The following is a 16,734-nucleotide window of genomic DNA, read 5'->3' as shown; positions in this document are numbered from 1 at the left end:
CGTATTGCCGATACACAAAAATGTTTGCGTGTAAGCGGAAAGCATAACGACCTGGAAGAGGTGGGAATGGATACCTATCACCACACCATGTTCGAAATGCTGGGGAATTGGAGCTTTGGCGATTATTTTAAGAAAGAAGCGATCGAATGGGCTTGGGAGCTGTTGACCGAAGTCTATAAGATCGATCCATCCATACTTTATGTTACCATTTTTGAAGGGGATGCTTCGGAAGGCTTGGAACGCGATACTGAAGCTTATGAATACTGGAAACAGTTTGTGCCCGAAGACCGAATTTTAAACGGCAGCAAGAAAGATAATTTTTGGGAAATGGGCGAACAAGGACCCTGCGGTCCTTGCAGTGAGATTCACGTTGATATTCGTTCTTCCGAAGAAAAAGCAAAACAAAGCGGTGCCCAATTGGTCAATCAGGACCATCCTCAGGTCGTCGAGATCTGGAATCTGGTCTTTATGCAGTTCAACCGTAAGGCGAACGGAACTCTTGAAAAATTACCCGCACAGCATGTAGATACCGGAATGGGTTTCGAACGCCTTGCGATGGTGCTGCAAAACAAACAAAGCAATTACGACACCGATGTCTTCACGCCTTTAATACGGGAGATCGAGGCGATTACCGATACCACCTACGGGAAAGATGAGAAGGTCGATATCGCCATTCGTGTGATCGCAGATCATATTCGCGCAGTGGCATTCAGTATTGCCGATGGCCAGTTGCCCGGTAATTCGGGTGCGGGCTATGTGATACGCCGTATCTTACGACGGGGAATTCGCTACGGTTTCACCTTTTTAAACACCAAGGAACCATTTATCTATAAATTGGTGGCCACCTTGAGCAAGCAAATGGGTGAGGCATTTCCGGAGCTCATTTCAGAGCAGAACCTAATCACCAATGTAATTCTTGAGGAGGAGCGCTCCTTCCTGCGTACGTTGGATCAAGGATTGGTATTGTTGGAGCATGTGATCGAAACGGCTTCTTCCAAGACCATTTCGGGTAAGAAAGCTTTTGAACTGTATGATACCTTTGGATTTCCTATTGACCTTACCGCATTGATCTTGCGGGAAAGAGGTTTTGATCTGGACGTGGCCGAATTCGAGGCGGCGCTTCAAAAACAAAAGGAGCGTTCTCGGGCCGCCACAAAGGTAGAGACCGGCGATTGGGTCATCCTTTCAGACGATGCGGAAGAAGAATTCGTGGGGTATGATACGTTGGAAACTCCTATCAAAATCACGCGGTATCGTAAAGTGGAGAATAAGAAAGAAGGAGAATTGTTTCAATTGGTCTTCAACCTCACACCTTTCTATCCCGAAGGAGGCGGACAGGTGGGTGATAAGGGCTATCTGGAAGCTCCCGATGGCGGTGTGGTGTACATTATTGATACAAAAAAGGAGAACAACCTCATCATTCATTTTGCCAAGAGCCTTCCCAGAAATCCCGAGGCGACCTTCAAGGCAGTGGTTGATACCAAACAGCGGCAGCGTACCGCGGCCAATCATACCGCCACACATTTACTGCATCAAGCTTTGCGAAATATTCTGGGAGAACACGTCACTCAAAAAGGGTCGATGGTTCACAGTCGGAATTTACGATTCGATTTTTCTCACTTCGGAAAGGTAACAGAAGACGAATTGAAGCAAGTGGAAGATTTTGTGAATGCCCGTATACGAGAAGGAATCGCACTCGAAGAACGCAGAGGTATTCCCTATCAGCAGGCAATCGACGAAGGCGCCCTAGCTTTGTTCGGTGAAAAATACGGAGACAGCGTTCGAGCTATAAAATTCGGGAAATCCATGGAGCTTTGTGGGGGTACTCATGTACCTGTTACCTCAGACATCTGGCATTTTATTATTACTTCGGAAGGTGCTGTGGCTTCAGGAATACGTCGAATTGAAGCGATTACCGGAGATGCTGCCAAGCAGTACTTTGTGGAGCGCAGTGAAGCCTTTGCACAAGTACAGAAAGTATTGAACAACGCGCAGGATCCCGTAAAGGCAGTATCCGGGCTTCAGGAAGAGAATGCACACCTTCAGAAACAAATTCAGCAATTACTGAAGGATAAGGCGAAAAACATGAAAGGGGATCTTAAAAATGATGTGGAACATCTTAACGGGATCAATTTCTTGGCAAAGGAATTGGAACTGGATGCCTCCGGATTAAAAGACCTGGCCTTTGAATTGGGCGGAGAGATCGACAATCTGTTTGTGATCTTTGGTTCCCAAAACGAAGACAAAGCATTGCTTACCTGTTATATCTCTAAAGAATTGGTGGAAGAGCGAAAATTAAATGCCGGCCAGATCGTAAGAGAGCTTGGTACGTACATTCAAGGCGGAGGCGGCGGACAACCTTTTTTCGCTACCGCCGGAGGGAAGAATCCCGAGGGTATTGAGGCAGCGTTGGAAGCGGCTAGAACTTATGTGCGGTAAGAATTAAAGAGGGACGGGGCGTTTTCCGTTATGTCGTTAGACTTATATGTCTTTGTGACAAGGTACTTGGTGCAAGATGTATCCGTTCATTTAACATGAAAACATGAAGCTTTTTACTAAGATACCGTTAGCGCCTGCCAAGGATCCTATTACCTACGATTCCAGTGTGTTGCTAATGGGTTCCTGTTTTACTGAGAACATGGGAGGGAAGCTTGATTATTTCAAGTTTCAGAACGTACAGAATCCGTTTGGGATCGTGTTCCATCCCTTGGCTATCGATATCTTGGTGGATATCGCTTTAAGCGAAAAGCCCTTTAGGGAAGCCGATATATTCTTTCACAACGAACTATGGCATTGTTTTGAGGTACATTCTCGGCTTAGTAGCCCAAATAAGGAAGCGTTTCTAAATACCTTGAATACCCAAAGGGAACTACTGAAGAACACCCTCTGCAACGCAACGCATATCATTTTTACCTTGGGAACAGCTTGGGTGTATCGACATACTGAGAGCGACCGTATCGTTGCGAATTGTCATAAAGTGCCACAAAGGGCTTTTTCAAAGGAATTGCTCTCTGTTTCTCTTATTTCTGAAACAATTCAACAAAGTATTGACCGTATTCATGCGGTGAATCCTAAGGCATCTATCCTCTTTACCGTATCTCCCGTGAGACATCTCAAAGACGGATTTGTGGAGAACGCCCGAAGCAAGGCCCATTTGATCGCGGGACTGCATGCGGCTTTGGATGCACGACCCAATGTCTTTTACTTTCCTTCTTACGAACTCATGCAAGACGAGTTACGAGAGTATCGATTTTACTCGGAAGATCTTATTCATCCCAATGCTACTGCCATCGAGCTTCTTTGGGAACGATTCAAAAACGTTTGGATCGCTTCGGAAACCGCAGCCATACAGAAAGAGGTGGACAGCATTCAGAAGGGACTGCAACACCGTCCGTTTCATGTGAAAGGCACGGCATATAAAGCTTTTCAGAACAATCTTCAGAAAAAAATATCCGAATTGGAACAGCGCGTTCCAGGACTGAAATTCTAGAATACGACAACTGCCCTATTGAGTTGCGTTGGGTTTTGAGGCATCTTTGCCTTGTTAACCAATTAAAAACCCAGCAATTATGAAAAATTTTAAGAAAGTATTATTCGTTCTCTTTATAAGTTTGGCCGTGACGGCCTGTAAAAAAGATGACGAAGGCGGTGACGACGGTCAGGCAGGAGAAGGCACAGTAACCGCTAAAGTGAACGGCGCCAATTTCACATCAATGAGTATTGCATCTACGGCATCAGAAACCAATGGAGGTGGATCGACAACAGTTACGCTACAAGGATCGGATGCTTCTGGAAAAGGAATCTTTTTAATAATAAACGCCTTTGATGGGACCGGTACGTACGAAATTACCGATGCGAATGTATTCATTACGGCCTCTTATGTAGAAGCAAACGTAAATGACCCCATGAATTCTCAAACTTGGAATGCTCCTTATCAAAACAGTGGCGTTGTGGGAGAAATTAATGTTTCTGAAAAAACAGACACTACTATTAAAGGAACGTTCAACTTTACATGTAAGAATGTAAATGGAGATCAGTCGATCAAGAATATCACAGACGGGTCCTTTAATTTGACGATTCAATAATCTTATCCAATAAATGAAAATCTCAGTGTTGAGGTTTTTACGTGGAGCCGGGAGCGGAACAAATTGTTCTTCTTCCGGTTTTTTTAGGTGAGTGGGTGAGTGAGTGAGTAGGTGAGTTGGTGAGTTGGGGAGTGGGTGAGTAGGTGAGTGGGTGAGTAGGTGAGTAGGGGAGTGGGGGAGTAAGTGAATCTATAAACTTTCCAACCTGCAACCCTCTCACTCACAATAAGTAGAATACGACAATTGCCCTATTGAATCCCTTCTTTCTTTAACGCACCTTTGAGATATCAATTAATTAAACCACGCATATGAAACTTTCAACTACAGTAACACTAATGATCGCCCTCGCAGTATGCTCGGTGATCCAAGTCTCGGCCCAGCGCGCCGAAACTCCCGATTTTCGCTACGATACCGGTGCGAAGATCAACGAAATGACCCTCACCCAAGGAGGCACCATGGTCGTAGCGACCAATGATGGTCTCGTAGGAATCAAACCCGGAAGTAATGAGCTGCTATTTAATTTTACCGATTACGGTCGTGTGAAGCCGGAAGAACTTTTCTTTGTACCCAGTGCTCCCTACGTAATAGTGGGTGATGTTGGGTTTGCAAACCTTTCAGCCAAAAAAGCAGTGATCGATTACATGTCCGGTAAGGTATTGTTCACCACCGAAAATAACGGCTGGAAGACTGTAATGACCTGTGATGTGATGATGCCTCAAAACAAATTGGTGGTAAGCGGTCAACGTACCTCCAAAGAAAAATTTGCCATGCAGGTGGCCGTCTACGATCTCAATACCGGAAAAGAGGATTACCGTTTCCATTTGGACGAACCGGGACGTGTAGGGATTGCCAAAGATTACAGTGTAACCGGAAGACCGCTCTTATTGAAAGACTATCTCATTGTACCCACCGCACAGGGATTGATCGCTAAAAAGGCACAAACCGGAGAGACCCTTTGGGAAACGAAGATCAAGAACGTGAACTGGTTGGTAGCCGATGCCGGCGAAAAGGAGATCTATGCCTTCGAGCAGAACGCCAGCGGGACCAACACTGAAGTCTACAAGATTAGCACCACCGGTGCAGAGCTGTGGAACAAACCTGCTAAGGTAAAAGGAAAGGTAGCCAATTTTGAGATCCTGCCTCAAGGTCTTGCCATTGTGAGTAACAAGGATGATGGTGGAAGTAACAGTGTCTTTGCTGCTAAGAATGAATCTGAAATCGGATTTTTAAGTGCCTCCACAGGAGAAGACCTTTGGGAAAAGGCACCTAAGACCAAAGGCTATGTGCAGCATTTTTATATTATGGACGACGGAATTCTCTTCGGAATTTACCAAGGAGGGATCAACAAGATATCGTACGACGGACAAACCTTGTTCAAAAAGCCTTTGAAGACAGGTGAGAACATCATGACCATGGCCAATACACCGCAAGGATTAATTTATATCACTTCAGAAGATGCCAATATCGTGAATTTGGCTACAGGAGACCAGGTATGGAACAAACCATTAAAGTATAAAAGAGCGAATGCGGTTTCTTCCAGCTACGACAGTAAGAATTCCCGATATCTAATAAGTGCCGATGGCGATCTGTTTGCCGTAGACGCCAACTCGGGAGAGGTATCCACATTGGCCGAATCTAAGTTTGAAGGAAAAGAAGATCCTACAGGCGTGGAGGTTCGCGATGGAGGTATCTTGTTGACCAGTGACCAGAACATGATGTTGTTGGACTGGAATGGCGGTCAGAAATTTCATGAATACTACCGCGCCCCCGGAAAGAGTGCCTTGGGAGCCATTATCGCAGGCGTTGCGGCAGTTGCTACGGCCACAACGGCGGTAGCAGCCTACAATGCAGCAAACCAAAACAGAAATAAATTAGGTAATTACACAGATCGTGGTCAACGGTATGCCGATTTAGGTGATGGGATGGCAGCAGCATCGGGTGCATCGGTAGCAGAAATGTTAAAACGCTTTAAAGAAACGGCAGCCACCGAGAACGCACAATTTGTCCTGACCAAACTAGACGACGGTGTTGGTTTGGTAAAATTGAATAAGGACAGCGGTTCTAAGGAAAAGGAGATTGTATTGAAGGACAAACAACCGGAGTATCAGGTAGACGAAATAGGAGGTATCTTGTATTACAAAGCCGATAACAACTCCATCTTCGCATACGATCTAAAGAAGTAACTAACTAACCAGGTTACGCGGGTTGCAGATAGTGAGGAGTGTCTGTAATCGTACCAACCCCGTATACAACGTACGGGGTTTCTTTTTACCTTTAAACTAATGATACGAACGATTTTATTTCCAAATCAAAAGAACATGTTGGTATGGGCCAATGCGCTCTTCCTGTTGGCATTGTTGCTCATGCAGCAAATAGATGCGCTCACTGTGGTCTTTGCCTATTTTCTCGAAACTATTGTGATAGGCGTTATTCATATTGTCAAGTTATGGATGGTTTCTTCGGAAGGAAAAGTACCGCAATCGGAAAAGGGATTTCAGCTTCGAGGGATTCCGTTGATTCTATTCTTTATGATGCACTACGGAATGTTCGTTGCTATCCAGTCCATCTTTGCGTTTACGCTTTTTGAAGCAGCCGTACCGGAGATTACCAATTCCTTTGCTATTCTAGACAACTACGCTTATGTGCTTTCGGTACCGGGGATGTCGGTCGTATTGGCCTCATTGATCGTTACCAACCTTGGTTATTTCTACACCAATTTCTGGAAGAACCAACAATACAAGCAATACACGCCGGGAGCCATATTGATGAAACCGTATGTTCGCATATTCGTCCAACAGTTCGTGGTAATCTTGGCCTTTTTCTTTTACCTCCTCTTTTCTGCCGGAACGATCGCCGCCGTCTTGTTGATTGTATTTAGATTGTTGATAGACCTTGCTGTAGTTGCCTTGCATAAAGATTCGGATGTCTTGGATACACTGGCAAAGAAATTTGCGAATTCACCTGAGGCTTACGAAGAGATGAAGCGAAAATATCAGGAATTTTCAGAGTAATTTTAAAAAATACGTCAGCTGCCCTATTTCAAACGCATTATTTTTTTTGCTATTTTGTATATCACTAAAGACCAAATGAATATGAGATCTTATGTTTTAACTCTTTTTATATGTATGTTCCTGGGATTTTCAGGATTCTCTCAAGTACCTTCACCTGTGTCCGGCACCTCCGGTTCGGCGAATAGTACTGCCAATAGTTGGACAATGCTTGAGGATAACAAGTTCTATATGTACGATTCTTCGGGAAAAAAACTTACCAATCTTCAGCCGTTAAGTTATTTGAAGACCGATACGTTACCGGTATTGGACAAAAACACCCGCACGCTGTATTTATGTGCCGATATTAAAGAGGCGCCCACAGGAGCGACGGGTCGCGTGTCTGTGTTGGCAAATAATGTGGGTAAAAATTTTTACATCACGAATCCCTATTCCTTTATCGTGTATATAGACGATGCGTCCCAAAGCGGATCCTTCAGTAATGTCAACGGAAGCTATGTTGAATATTTTGAAGAGGCCAACGCAACCTATGTCTTGGACGGGATTCGAAATTTTTCAAACTGGGGAGCCAAGTCGATCTATGCCCTGCCCAGTGCGCCCAATGATACCTATTGGTATCGTGATACCGATAAAGGATTGTATGCGATACTTATCAAGGGAAAACACATCGATTATACCAAAGCAACCAATGAGAAGGATGGGAACGACCTTGTAGTGTCAATTGATGGAGTAAAAAAATATGTGCTCCCCGGATATTACACCATGGCTTCTTTTGTATATAAACCTGTGCAGCTCTACAGTGCTTCCGGTTCAAATTCGGTAGCCGCTACCAACGGGAGTTCAGGTTGCGTCCAAGGGGACTGTTACAATGGTTGGGGGAAATGGCAATATGAGAATGCCCACTACGACGGGTTTTGGAAAAACGGAAAGAAAAACGGATACGGTCTCTATAAGTGGGACGGCATTGGGAAATACATTGGAAATTGGGAAAACGACACCATGAGTGGGTATGGGACTTATATCGCCGATAATGATGATAATATTGTGGGCGAATACCGCAATGGGAAATTGAACGGTGCCGGTTATGCCGTCTACGGTAAAGATTGGCAACAAGGTCTATATACCAATGGAAATCTTGTTACTCCCTATACATTCTACACCAATAATATAGAAAAAGGATGCACCGCAGGAGATTGTCAAAATAAATATGGAAAACTTGACTACGCAAATGGAGATTCCTATATAGGTTTCTTCAAGAACGGTAATCTTTATTTAGGGACGTACACATTTGCGAACGGAGACAAATACAGTGGGATGTTCAATGCTCAAAATCAGTTTCACGGTACAGGGCGTTATTTTTATGCCAGTGGAGGTTATTATGGAGGAGAATGGAAGAACGGACAGTATAACGGACGCGGTTATTATCACAATAGTGATTTTGTCCAACAAGTAGGAGAATGGTCCAATGGAACATTCGTTAAATCATTAAAAAAATAGAAAGCAATTAACACGTAAAACCAAAATAATATGAAATCACTAACGCTAACTTTTTTATGCATGCTGTTTACCGGCTTGCTCATGGCACAAGAAACACCAATGGCACCTACTACCGGAAGTAGTACTAAACCGCCTACAACTACAAATACATCTGCTTATGGGTGTGTAAGTGGCGATTGTGTTAACGGGTGGGGAAAGAAGACCTTTGATTATGGCTATTACGAAGGTTTTTGGAAGAACGGTAGCAGAGACGGTTACGGTCTCTTCGACTGGAATGACTCTGGAAAATATATCGGTTTTTGGGTAAACAATGACATGACCGGATACGGCGTATATATTGGGGTCAATAAAGATATGGTTGGAGAATATCAAAACGGATTTATACAAGGACTCGGGTATATAGTGGAAGATGAGGTTTGGGAACAAGGGCGCTATGAACTGAGTCAGTTGAAAGATTCCTACACTTTCATCGATAACGGTACCACGACCGGTTGTATTGCAGGAGATTGTACCAATAAATACGGCCGATTTAAATGGTCTAACGGGGATTCATTTACAGGATTCTTTAAGAATGGTAATCTATATATGGGCACCTATTTGTTTGCCAATGGGGACAAATACACCGGACAGTTTAACAGCAGTAATCAATATCATGGGCAAGGTAGGTTCTTCTTTACCAGCGGCAATTATTACGTGGGTGAATGGTTGAACGGAAAATACCACGGAAGGGGTTATTACCAGGGCCAGACAGCTGCCGATGATCGCGTAGGGACATGGAACAACGGCACCTTTGTTAAAAAACTTTAATTTTATTAGCCAATAGATCAAAGCACGATCCTTCGGGGTCGTGTTTTTTATTTTTTCTTTACATTCGTTTCTATAAAACCCCTCACATGCATAAGATTGCACTCCTCATATTCCTTTTCTTTCATGGAATTCTTTTCTCACAATCTCAAGCTCAAAAAATAGACAGCCTGCTTCAGGTGGCTGAGACAGCCAATGATTCGGTGCGTCTTCGCATCTTTAACAAGGTAAGTTTCTATTATATTTTTAACGACCCGCCGCGGGCGAAACAATTATTGCAAAACGCCATTGCTGAAGCAAAGAATAAGAAGGTTCCTTTTTCCGAAGCAGAACTCGTAAACACCTATGGAATCTATTACGACGTTTCGGGACAATCCGACTCCGCAAATTATTATTTTAAAGAAGCACTTGCGTTAAGTCAACAAAAAGATTTTGAGACCATCACAGTCATGGTCATCAATAATTTGGGAATGTTTCATTGGAACAAAGGAAATTATCAAGAAGCCCTCGATTATTTTTTTCAAGCCCTTAAGATGAATCAACCCAATACTAGTGAAGCCGCAAACGCAATCTATTTCAATAACATAGGATTGATTTATCAGGAAATGGGGCAGTACGAGAAGGCAATCGAATATCACAACAAGTCATTGGAGCTGCGACGTAGGTATAATAAAGCCAGTGAGATTCCAGCTTCCCTTAACAATATTGGGATCAACCTTGCGGCACAGGGTAAGTTCGATGAAGCCGAAAAAATTTTGAAAGAGGCCATTACTACTGCCGAAGCCGCCAATGAACAGGGAAAATATTTCGATTCCCTAAGCAGTTTGGCCGATCTCTATGTCACTCAAGGAAAACCATCCATGGCCATCCCATTGTTTGAAGAAATTTTAAAAGGGCGGGATGCTTTTAATATCGACCGTCGTGCAAATCTAGTCCCTATATCGTTTTTAATCTATACGAACAACCAACGTGACAATATTAAGGAAGCTTCAAAATATGTGTCACTAGGAAACCAATTCTTAAAGGAATTCCCGGATCTTAAGAATGCAGCGGTCGATTTCTACCGCCATGCTTCAGAGACCTATTTTAGAACGGGGAATCCCAAGTTGGGCGGTGAATACCTTCAGAGATCATTGGACGCCAAAGAACAGATTTTTTCAGACAAAAGCGCAGCCGCGATCGCAGATCTTGAAACAAAATACAATCTGGCTCAAAAAGAAAAGGATCTCGCCGAAACCAGGGCAAATCTGGTAGAGCGGGAGTTAGAAGTGGAACAAAAGAACTCACTTATTTACGGTGGGATCGCCATTGCGATCATCTTTGGTCTTTTGGGATATTTGTTCTTTAACCAGCAGCGACTAAAGAACAAACAATTGCAAAAAGAAAACGAGTTAAAGACTGCCCTTGCCCGTATTGAAACTCAAAACCGCTTGCAGGAACAACGACTGCGAATATCCAGAGACCTTCACGATACCATTGGGTCTCAACTCACATTTATTATTTCTTCTATTGATACCTTAAAATTCGGACTGAGGGATACCGGCGGAAAAACAAAGGAGAAATTATCCAATATAAGTGCATTCGCCTCGCAAACCATTTATGAGCTTCGGGATACCATTTGGGCCATGAATAAAAGCGATCTTACATGGGAAGACCTGCAAGGACGTATTTCAAACTTTATTGAAAAGGCCGGTACGGCATCCGCTAATGTGGATTTTAATTTTTCCGTGAGAGAAAATGTCACGCCGGACATTACCTTTTCTTCGGTGGAAGGTATGAACATTTACAGGATCATTCAGGAGGCAGTGCATAATGCGCTAAAGCATGCAGAACCACAACATGTTTCGGTAGAAATTGACGTCAAAGAAAACCAATATATTTTAACCATTACAGACGACGGTAGCGGATTTCGAACTTCTTCTGAAGCAAAGGGCAATGGCCTTCAGAATATTCAAAAAAGAGCGGCAGATCTGGGTGGAAGCGCTGCGATCAAATCGGAACCGGGAAAAGGAACACAGGTATTGGTAACCTTTAATAGGTAGTGAAATACGACAAATGCCGTATACGTGGTTTGGTAAGGTAGTCGTACCTTTAGAAGGCCAAATGAAACATCATGAATTTTGAATCTGTTATAGGATTCGCGCTCTTTTTTTGTACGATCGCGGGGTTAACACTCTTTTTTTTTCTTCGGAATAAGAGGTTAAAAGCACGTCATAAAATTCGGCAGCAACAACTATCGGAAGCTATTGGAAGCCATAAAGCACAGATCGCTCTACGCGAGAATGCATTGAATACCTATCATTTTTTACGGTATAATTTAGACGAAGCACTTGTTGTTCAGCCCAATATAAATATCTAGATTTATGGTAACTAACCAAAATAAATCTAAGATGTCAACACTTCGCAGTTTCTGCTTTCTTGTATTCTTTTTTTCCTCTTTTCTTCTTCAGTCACAGGAAACCCTAAAAAACATTGATAGTGCACTGGCAGTGCTCCGCAAAGCTCCAAATGATACAGCAAAGGTAGAACTTTTGCTTACCATAGCACGTCATTATAATGTTACGCATCTGGACAGTGCCAAGGCTTTTGCCGAAGATGGTATTCGTCTGGCAGAGACCTTGAAGTACCCTTACGGAAAGATGATGAACTTGAATGTTTTGGGGAACTATTTTGAACGGAAGACGGATTACGAGAATGCAATGGCCCAATATAACAAAGCGCTTGATATTGCAAAGGCTACCAATAGTACTAAGGGATTTGCCGTAGTACTCAATAATATCGCAACGATTCATATCCGAAAAGGAGACTACCAAAAAGCCATTCCATTGCTATTTGAAGCACTCAAGGCAGAGGAGAAGTTAGGCAATAAGACCGGGATCGCACAAGCATACAATAATATAGGGGTGGCGTATTACTATCTTCAGGATTTTGACAAAACAACACAGTATTTGACAAGGGCGCTTGAAATGCAGGAAGCCTTGGGGAATTTTGCCGGTTTGCAAAACGGGTATAACAATGTAGGTGCCATTTATGACTATCAGCAGAAATACGATGATGCGATCGCTTCCTATGCTAAAGCGCTCGCCATTAGCAAACAATTGGGAGATGTTAAAGAACAGGCGTCCAACCTTACAAATATGGCCCTTGCCTATTCAAAAAAAGGTGATTTTACTACCTGTGAACGTCTCTTTCTAGAGTCGATCACGCTGCGTGAAGCAGCACAAGATTTTAACGGGATGGCCCATTCGTATACTACCTTTGGGGAATCCCTGAGACTTCAAAAGCGTTTTCGAAAATCTGAAGAATACTTGCTGAAAGGGGTAGCCCTTGCCGAACAGCACGATATAAAGCTATCGCTTAAGGAAGGTTATTCAAGTCTTTCGGAACTCGCTAAGGATCAAAACGATTTTGAAAAGGCCAACACCTATCTTTACAGTTACATTGCCGTAAAAGACTCGATTCTCAATGAGAAGAACAGCCAGATCATTCAAGAAACTGAAGCAAAGTATGAAACCGAAAAGAAGGAAAAGGAAATACTTCAGCAACGGGCTCAATTGGCAGAAAAGGACCTGCAGGTACGAAAAAAGAATACCTTGATATATGGCGGATTCGGCTTGGCGCTGCTTCTAGGTATTTTGGGTTATCTGGTTTATAACCAACAAAAATTAAAAAACAGACAGTTGCGAAAAGAAGGAGAGCTAAAAACAGCGCTGGCACAGATCGAAACCCAAAACCGACTGCAGGAACAGCGTCTTCGTATCTCCCGTGATCTGCACGACAATATTGGCGCGCAACTCACTTTTATCATATCAAGTCTGGATAATCTTAAGTACAGTTTTAAGGATATGGAAACGTCCTTGTCACAGAAACTCTCCGGGATCAGTTCGTTTACATCGCAAACCATTTACGAATTGCGGGATACCATTTGGGCGATGAACAAGAACAGCATTACGTTTGAAGACCTTCAGTCGCGAATTAGCAATTTTATTGAAAAGGCGAAATTAGCTTCGGAAGGGACACAGTTCTCCTTTACGGTAGATGCTTCGGAAGCAGCTTCTCATGCATTCACGTCGGTAGCGGGAATGAACCTCTACCGAATCATCCAGGAAGGGGTCAACAACGCCATAAAATATTCCGATGCTTCAGAAATAGGTGTGAACATTTCAGAAGATACATCGCATTTCCTGCTCACTATTTGGGATAATGGAACAGGTTTCGACCCTGATACCACACAAGCGGGTAATGGGCTCCATAATATGAAAAAGCGAGCGAGAGAACTTGGAGGTGCGTTGGACCTGATTTCCGAAGAAGGTAAAGGAACGACGCTGAAGGTTCTCATTCCAAAAGAGGAGGGCAAATCCTAAATAAGGCAACTGCCCTATGGCAGAAAGGTAGAAACTGTTGTAAATTTCAGTACCTTTAATTCTGAACCCACCAAAGATGAGTTTGAAAGTTGCCATTGTAGACGATAACAGTTTCTTGATCCATGCGATCAAAGAGAAACTATCCTTCTTTGAGGATATTGTGATAAAACATACAGCCCTCAATGGCAGCGAACTGCTCACCAAACTGGAGGAGAATCACAATCTGGACGTGATTCTTATGGATATAGAGATGCCGGTGCTTAACGGGATCGAAAGTACGCAAATGGTGAAGCAGAAATATCCGCAAATCAAGATCATCATGCTTACGGCCTTTGACAACGACGAGAATATTTTCAATGCCATAAAAGCAGGAGCCGACGGTTATCTGCTAAAGGAGATCAATCCCGAAGACCTGTACAACGGGATCAAAGAAACGCTTAATGGAGGTGCTGCCATGAATCCTTCCATTGCATTGAAGACCCTGAAATTGCTTCGAAATCCCATCGATATCCAAAATCCGTGTGACAAAGAGGAGATCTCACTTTCCAAACGCGAAGTGGAGGTGTTGGAACAATTAAGTAAGGGCTTAAGTTATACTGCCATTGCCGAAAACCTTTTTTTGTCACCAAGCACGGTTCGAAAACACATCGAGAACATCTATAAAAAATTACAGGTACACAGTAAGATGGAGGCCGTTCAAAAGGCGAAGAATCACAACATCATCTAATCTTTGTAGGCTTGCGGGATCTGTCGGGCATTGAGTATTTGTTCTACGGTATAGCCCAATTCCAGTAATGCCGCTTCAGTATACGGCGACGATATAAGTGTGAGCGCAATGGGCTCTCCGCTATTTTTATATCCCATGGGAACTGCCAAACAAGGATGTAATCCCACCGCTGCGTAGGCCGAATGATAATTATTGATAGACAGGATCGCATCCAACTCGTGCTCCTTTATGGGTTCTTGAAAATATCGGTTTCCATTGGTAAGAAGTCGGGAACGCAGCAGTTCCAAACCTTTTGTATCTAAGGTGTCGTTCATGATGCCATCAAAGATTCCTTGTCCGTAAGGCATGCGTACCGTGCTGTCCTTCGCATTGTATCTCATGATCGCCTCCAACGAGGGAAGCGTATCTGCTATAGAGGTGTATTCTCGAAGGTAGACAGGAAGGTCTTGTTTCATCTCCAAATTCAGTAAACTAAGAAAACCATCTAAGGAGATCTGTGGCGGATCGAACGGAACCAGTGTAGCACCTTGCGCTTCCAGTTGTTTTAATGAAGCTGCGTAGATGCTGTCACTAAGCAACCCCTTTAGTATGCCCAACCGTTTTCCTGTAAGATCTTTACTCTTTTTCTGAAGGATATATGAACTTGTAGAAGCAATACTGGAAGGATCCTTAGCATCCTTGCCGGTCATGGCATCCAGTAATATGGCAGCATCGGTCACATTTTTGGCCATGGGGCCGGGCGTGTCCAAGGTGTGTGAAATAGGAACGATCCCCGACCGGCTCAATACCCCAACAGTGGGTTTTAATCCCACTAACGAATTTTGACTGGAGGGTGAAATGATAGAGCCTGCGGTTTCAGTTCCCACCGCTGCCACTGCGTAGTTCGCTGCCACCGATGTTCCGCTACCGGCACTACTCCCTCCGGTCTCGAAGATCTTTCGCCCATACGGATTCAAGGTTTGTCCGCCCAAAGCGCTGTATCCCAATGGACAGCCCGAACAGAAATAATAAGCCCATTCGCTAAGGTTCACTTTCCCAAGAATAAGGGCACCATGTGCCTCCAATTGGCTTACAATGAAAGCATCTTTGTCAGCGGTAGTTTGTTCCAATACAGCCGCTCCGGCTGTTGCATTCATAGAAGCTGTGGTAATGTTGTCCTTTAAAAGTATAGGCATTCCAAAAACGGGATGTTTCTTTTTCCCCTTATTTTTATCCCGAGCTTTTGCTTGTTCAAGTACCAAAGGGTTAAGTGCCATGATGGTATGTAAGGACATATTCGGGTCAAGCTCATAGGTATAGATTCGCTTTAAAAAGAACAGCGTGAGCTCTTCGTAGGTGAAGTCACCCTTGCTAACATGTTGCTGAAGGCTTGGGATATCCTGTTCCAGCACCATAGGCGCTAATTGTGCGTAGCGTTCTTCAGAAAAGGCCGAAACAGCCTCGTACAAGGGTTGAAATACATCGTTCTTATCCTGATACTTGGATTGGATCAACTTGAATTTCATCCGGTTGCTTTCATGCGCTTGTTGCGCATCAATTTCCTGAGTTTCATCATAGGTTTGCCACAGTATTACCTGTTTTGTTTCTGAAGGTGTTTTTTTGCAAGAGATGCAGACACAAAGGAGGAATAGACAAAATGCAGTGAAAGAAGATGCGTTCATGGTGTATAAATTTCTATAAATGTAAAAAACCACGCTTATACTTAAGTGTGGTTTTTTACATTTATTCTGAAAAATTTGAATCTTGATCGATCGATCAAAGTTTAAAGGCCTCTTTTACGGCTTCAATATGATCTAATTTTTCCCAAGTGAACAATTCTACCTCTTTCTCGATACGACCATTATACGGACTCTCGAAAACTTTGGTAACTGTTTGAGGCATACGTCCCATATGTCCGTAGGCAGCTGTTTCCAAATAGATAGGATTTCTTAGCTTGAGACGAGATTCGATGGCTGCAGGACGCATATCAAATAGCTTCGCTGTGATCTTTGCTATTTCTCCGTCAGACATTGATACGTGCGATGTACCGTGTGTATTTACAAGGATGGAAGTAGGTTCTACAACACCAATCGCATACGATACCTGTACTAAGACTTCATCGGCTACTCCGGCGGCCACAAGGTTTTTGGCAATATGTCGTGCCGCATAGGCAGCACTGCGATCCACTTTACTTGGATCTTTTCCGCTAAACGCACCACCACCATGTGCTCCCTTTCCGCCGTACGTATCTACAATGATTTTTCTTCCCG

At 43.5% G+C, this 16,734-nt stretch carries 13 protein-coding genes; 11 read left to right on the top strand and 2 right to left on the bottom strand.

Annotated features, from left to right (window positions below):
- The 11 genes from alaS to AACZ11_RS12315 all read left to right on the top strand — a co-directional run.
- Window positions 1-2,439 (top strand): alanine--tRNA ligase (gene alaS, locus AACZ11_RS12365; protein ID WP_339832645.1); only part of this gene is annotated, 2,439 nt, incomplete at its 5' end.
- Window positions 2,440-2,542: 103 nt separating this feature from the next.
- Window positions 2,543-3,490, top strand: coding sequence for a GSCFA domain-containing protein (locus tag AACZ11_RS12360; RefSeq protein ID WP_290625754.1), 948 nt, complete (start codon window positions 2,543-2,545; stop codon window positions 3,488-3,490).
- 79 nt (window positions 3,491-3,569) lie between these two features.
- Window positions 3,570-4,085 (top strand): DUF6252 family protein, encoded by a 516-nt coding sequence (locus AACZ11_RS12355; RefSeq protein ID WP_290625753.1) that lies wholly within the window; start codon window positions 3,570-3,572, stop codon window positions 4,083-4,085.
- 308 nt (window positions 4,086-4,393) lie between these two features.
- The gene (locus AACZ11_RS12350; protein WP_290625752.1) at window positions 4,394-6,268 is read left to right on the top strand and encodes a PQQ-binding-like beta-propeller repeat protein; all 1,875 of its coding nucleotides are present in this window, start codon (window positions 4,394-4,396) and stop codon (window positions 6,266-6,268) included.
- 99 nt (window positions 6,269-6,367) lie between these two features.
- Window positions 6,368-7,096 (top strand): DUF6498-containing protein, encoded by a 729-nt coding sequence (locus AACZ11_RS12345; protein ID WP_290625751.1) that lies wholly within the window; start codon window positions 6,368-6,370, stop codon window positions 7,094-7,096.
- An 81-nt stretch (window positions 7,097-7,177) separates the two neighbouring features.
- Window positions 7,178-8,590 (top strand): hypothetical protein, encoded by a 1,413-nt coding sequence (locus tag AACZ11_RS12340; protein WP_290625750.1) that lies wholly within the window; start codon window positions 7,178-7,180, stop codon window positions 8,588-8,590.
- Window positions 8,591-8,620: 30 nt separating this feature from the next.
- Entirely contained in the window at window positions 8,621-9,397 is a 777-nt protein-coding gene (locus AACZ11_RS12335) for a hypothetical protein (protein WP_290625749.1), read from the top strand.
- An 86-nt stretch (window positions 9,398-9,483) separates the two neighbouring features.
- Window positions 9,484-11,436: a tetratricopeptide repeat protein gene (locus tag AACZ11_RS12330; RefSeq protein WP_290625748.1), complete on the top strand. Its 1,953-nt coding sequence runs from the start codon at window positions 9,484-9,486 to the stop codon at window positions 11,434-11,436.
- Between the two features lie 71 nt (window positions 11,437-11,507).
- Entirely contained in the window at window positions 11,508-11,753 is a 246-nt protein-coding gene (locus AACZ11_RS12325) for a hypothetical protein (protein ID WP_290625747.1), read from the top strand.
- Between the two features lie 31 nt (window positions 11,754-11,784).
- Window positions 11,785-13,758 carry a sensor histidine kinase gene (locus AACZ11_RS12320; protein ID WP_290625746.1) on the top strand — a complete coding sequence of 658 codons (1,974 nt, stop codon included), beginning with the start codon at window positions 11,785-11,787 and terminating at the stop codon, window positions 13,756-13,758.
- Between the two features lie 76 nt (window positions 13,759-13,834).
- Window positions 13,835-14,485: a response regulator transcription factor gene (locus tag AACZ11_RS12315; protein WP_290625745.1), complete on the top strand. Its 651-nt coding sequence runs from the start codon at window positions 13,835-13,837 to the stop codon at window positions 14,483-14,485.
- Here AACZ11_RS12315 and AACZ11_RS12310 read toward each other — a convergent pair.
- Entirely contained in the window at window positions 14,482-16,146 is a 1,665-nt protein-coding gene (locus tag AACZ11_RS12310) for an amidase family protein (RefSeq protein ID WP_290625744.1), read from the bottom strand. The genes AACZ11_RS12315 and AACZ11_RS12310 overlap by 4 nt on opposite strands.
- 94 nt (window positions 16,147-16,240) lie before the next feature.
- Window positions 16,241-16,734, bottom strand: a 494-nt coding sequence (locus AACZ11_RS12305; RefSeq protein WP_339832637.1) for a methionine adenosyltransferase, incomplete at its 5' end; no start/stop codon positions are given.

This window comes from uncultured Altibacter sp., assembly GCF_963972995.1.
Lineage (GTDB): Bacteria > Bacteroidota > Bacteroidia > Flavobacteriales > Flavobacteriaceae > Altibacter.
Note: the sequence above shows the minus strand (reverse complement) of the source record. Positions and strands in the feature narration are given on the sequence as shown.

Coding starts and splice junctions, on each gene's coding strand:
- AACZ11_RS12360 (WP_290625754.1), top strand. CDS start 2,543: ATGAAGCTTTTTACTAAGATACCGTTAGCGCCTGCCAAGGATCCTATT.
- AACZ11_RS12355 (WP_290625753.1), top strand. CDS start 3,570: ATGAAAAATTTTAAGAAAGTATTATTCGTTCTCTTTATAAGTTTGGCC.
- AACZ11_RS12350 (WP_290625752.1), top strand. CDS start 4,394: ATGAAACTTTCAACTACAGTAACACTAATGATCGCCCTCGCAGTATGC.
- AACZ11_RS12345 (WP_290625751.1), top strand. CDS start 6,368: ATGATACGAACGATTTTATTTCCAAATCAAAAGAACATGTTGGTATGG.
- AACZ11_RS12340 (WP_290625750.1), top strand. CDS start 7,178: ATGAGATCTTATGTTTTAACTCTTTTTATATGTATGTTCCTGGGATTT.
- AACZ11_RS12335 (WP_290625749.1), top strand. CDS start 8,621: ATGAAATCACTAACGCTAACTTTTTTATGCATGCTGTTTACCGGCTTG.
- AACZ11_RS12330 (WP_290625748.1), top strand. CDS start 9,484: ATGCATAAGATTGCACTCCTCATATTCCTTTTCTTTCATGGAATTCTT.
- AACZ11_RS12325 (WP_290625747.1), top strand. CDS start 11,508: ATGAATTTTGAATCTGTTATAGGATTCGCGCTCTTTTTTTGTACGATC.
- AACZ11_RS12320 (WP_290625746.1), top strand. CDS start 11,785: ATGTCAACACTTCGCAGTTTCTGCTTTCTTGTATTCTTTTTTTCCTCT.
- AACZ11_RS12315 (WP_290625745.1), top strand. CDS start 13,835: ATGAGTTTGAAAGTTGCCATTGTAGACGATAACAGTTTCTTGATCCAT.
- AACZ11_RS12310 (WP_290625744.1), bottom strand. CDS start 16,146: ATGAACGCATCTTCTTTCACTGCATTTTGTCTATTCCTCCTTTGTGTC.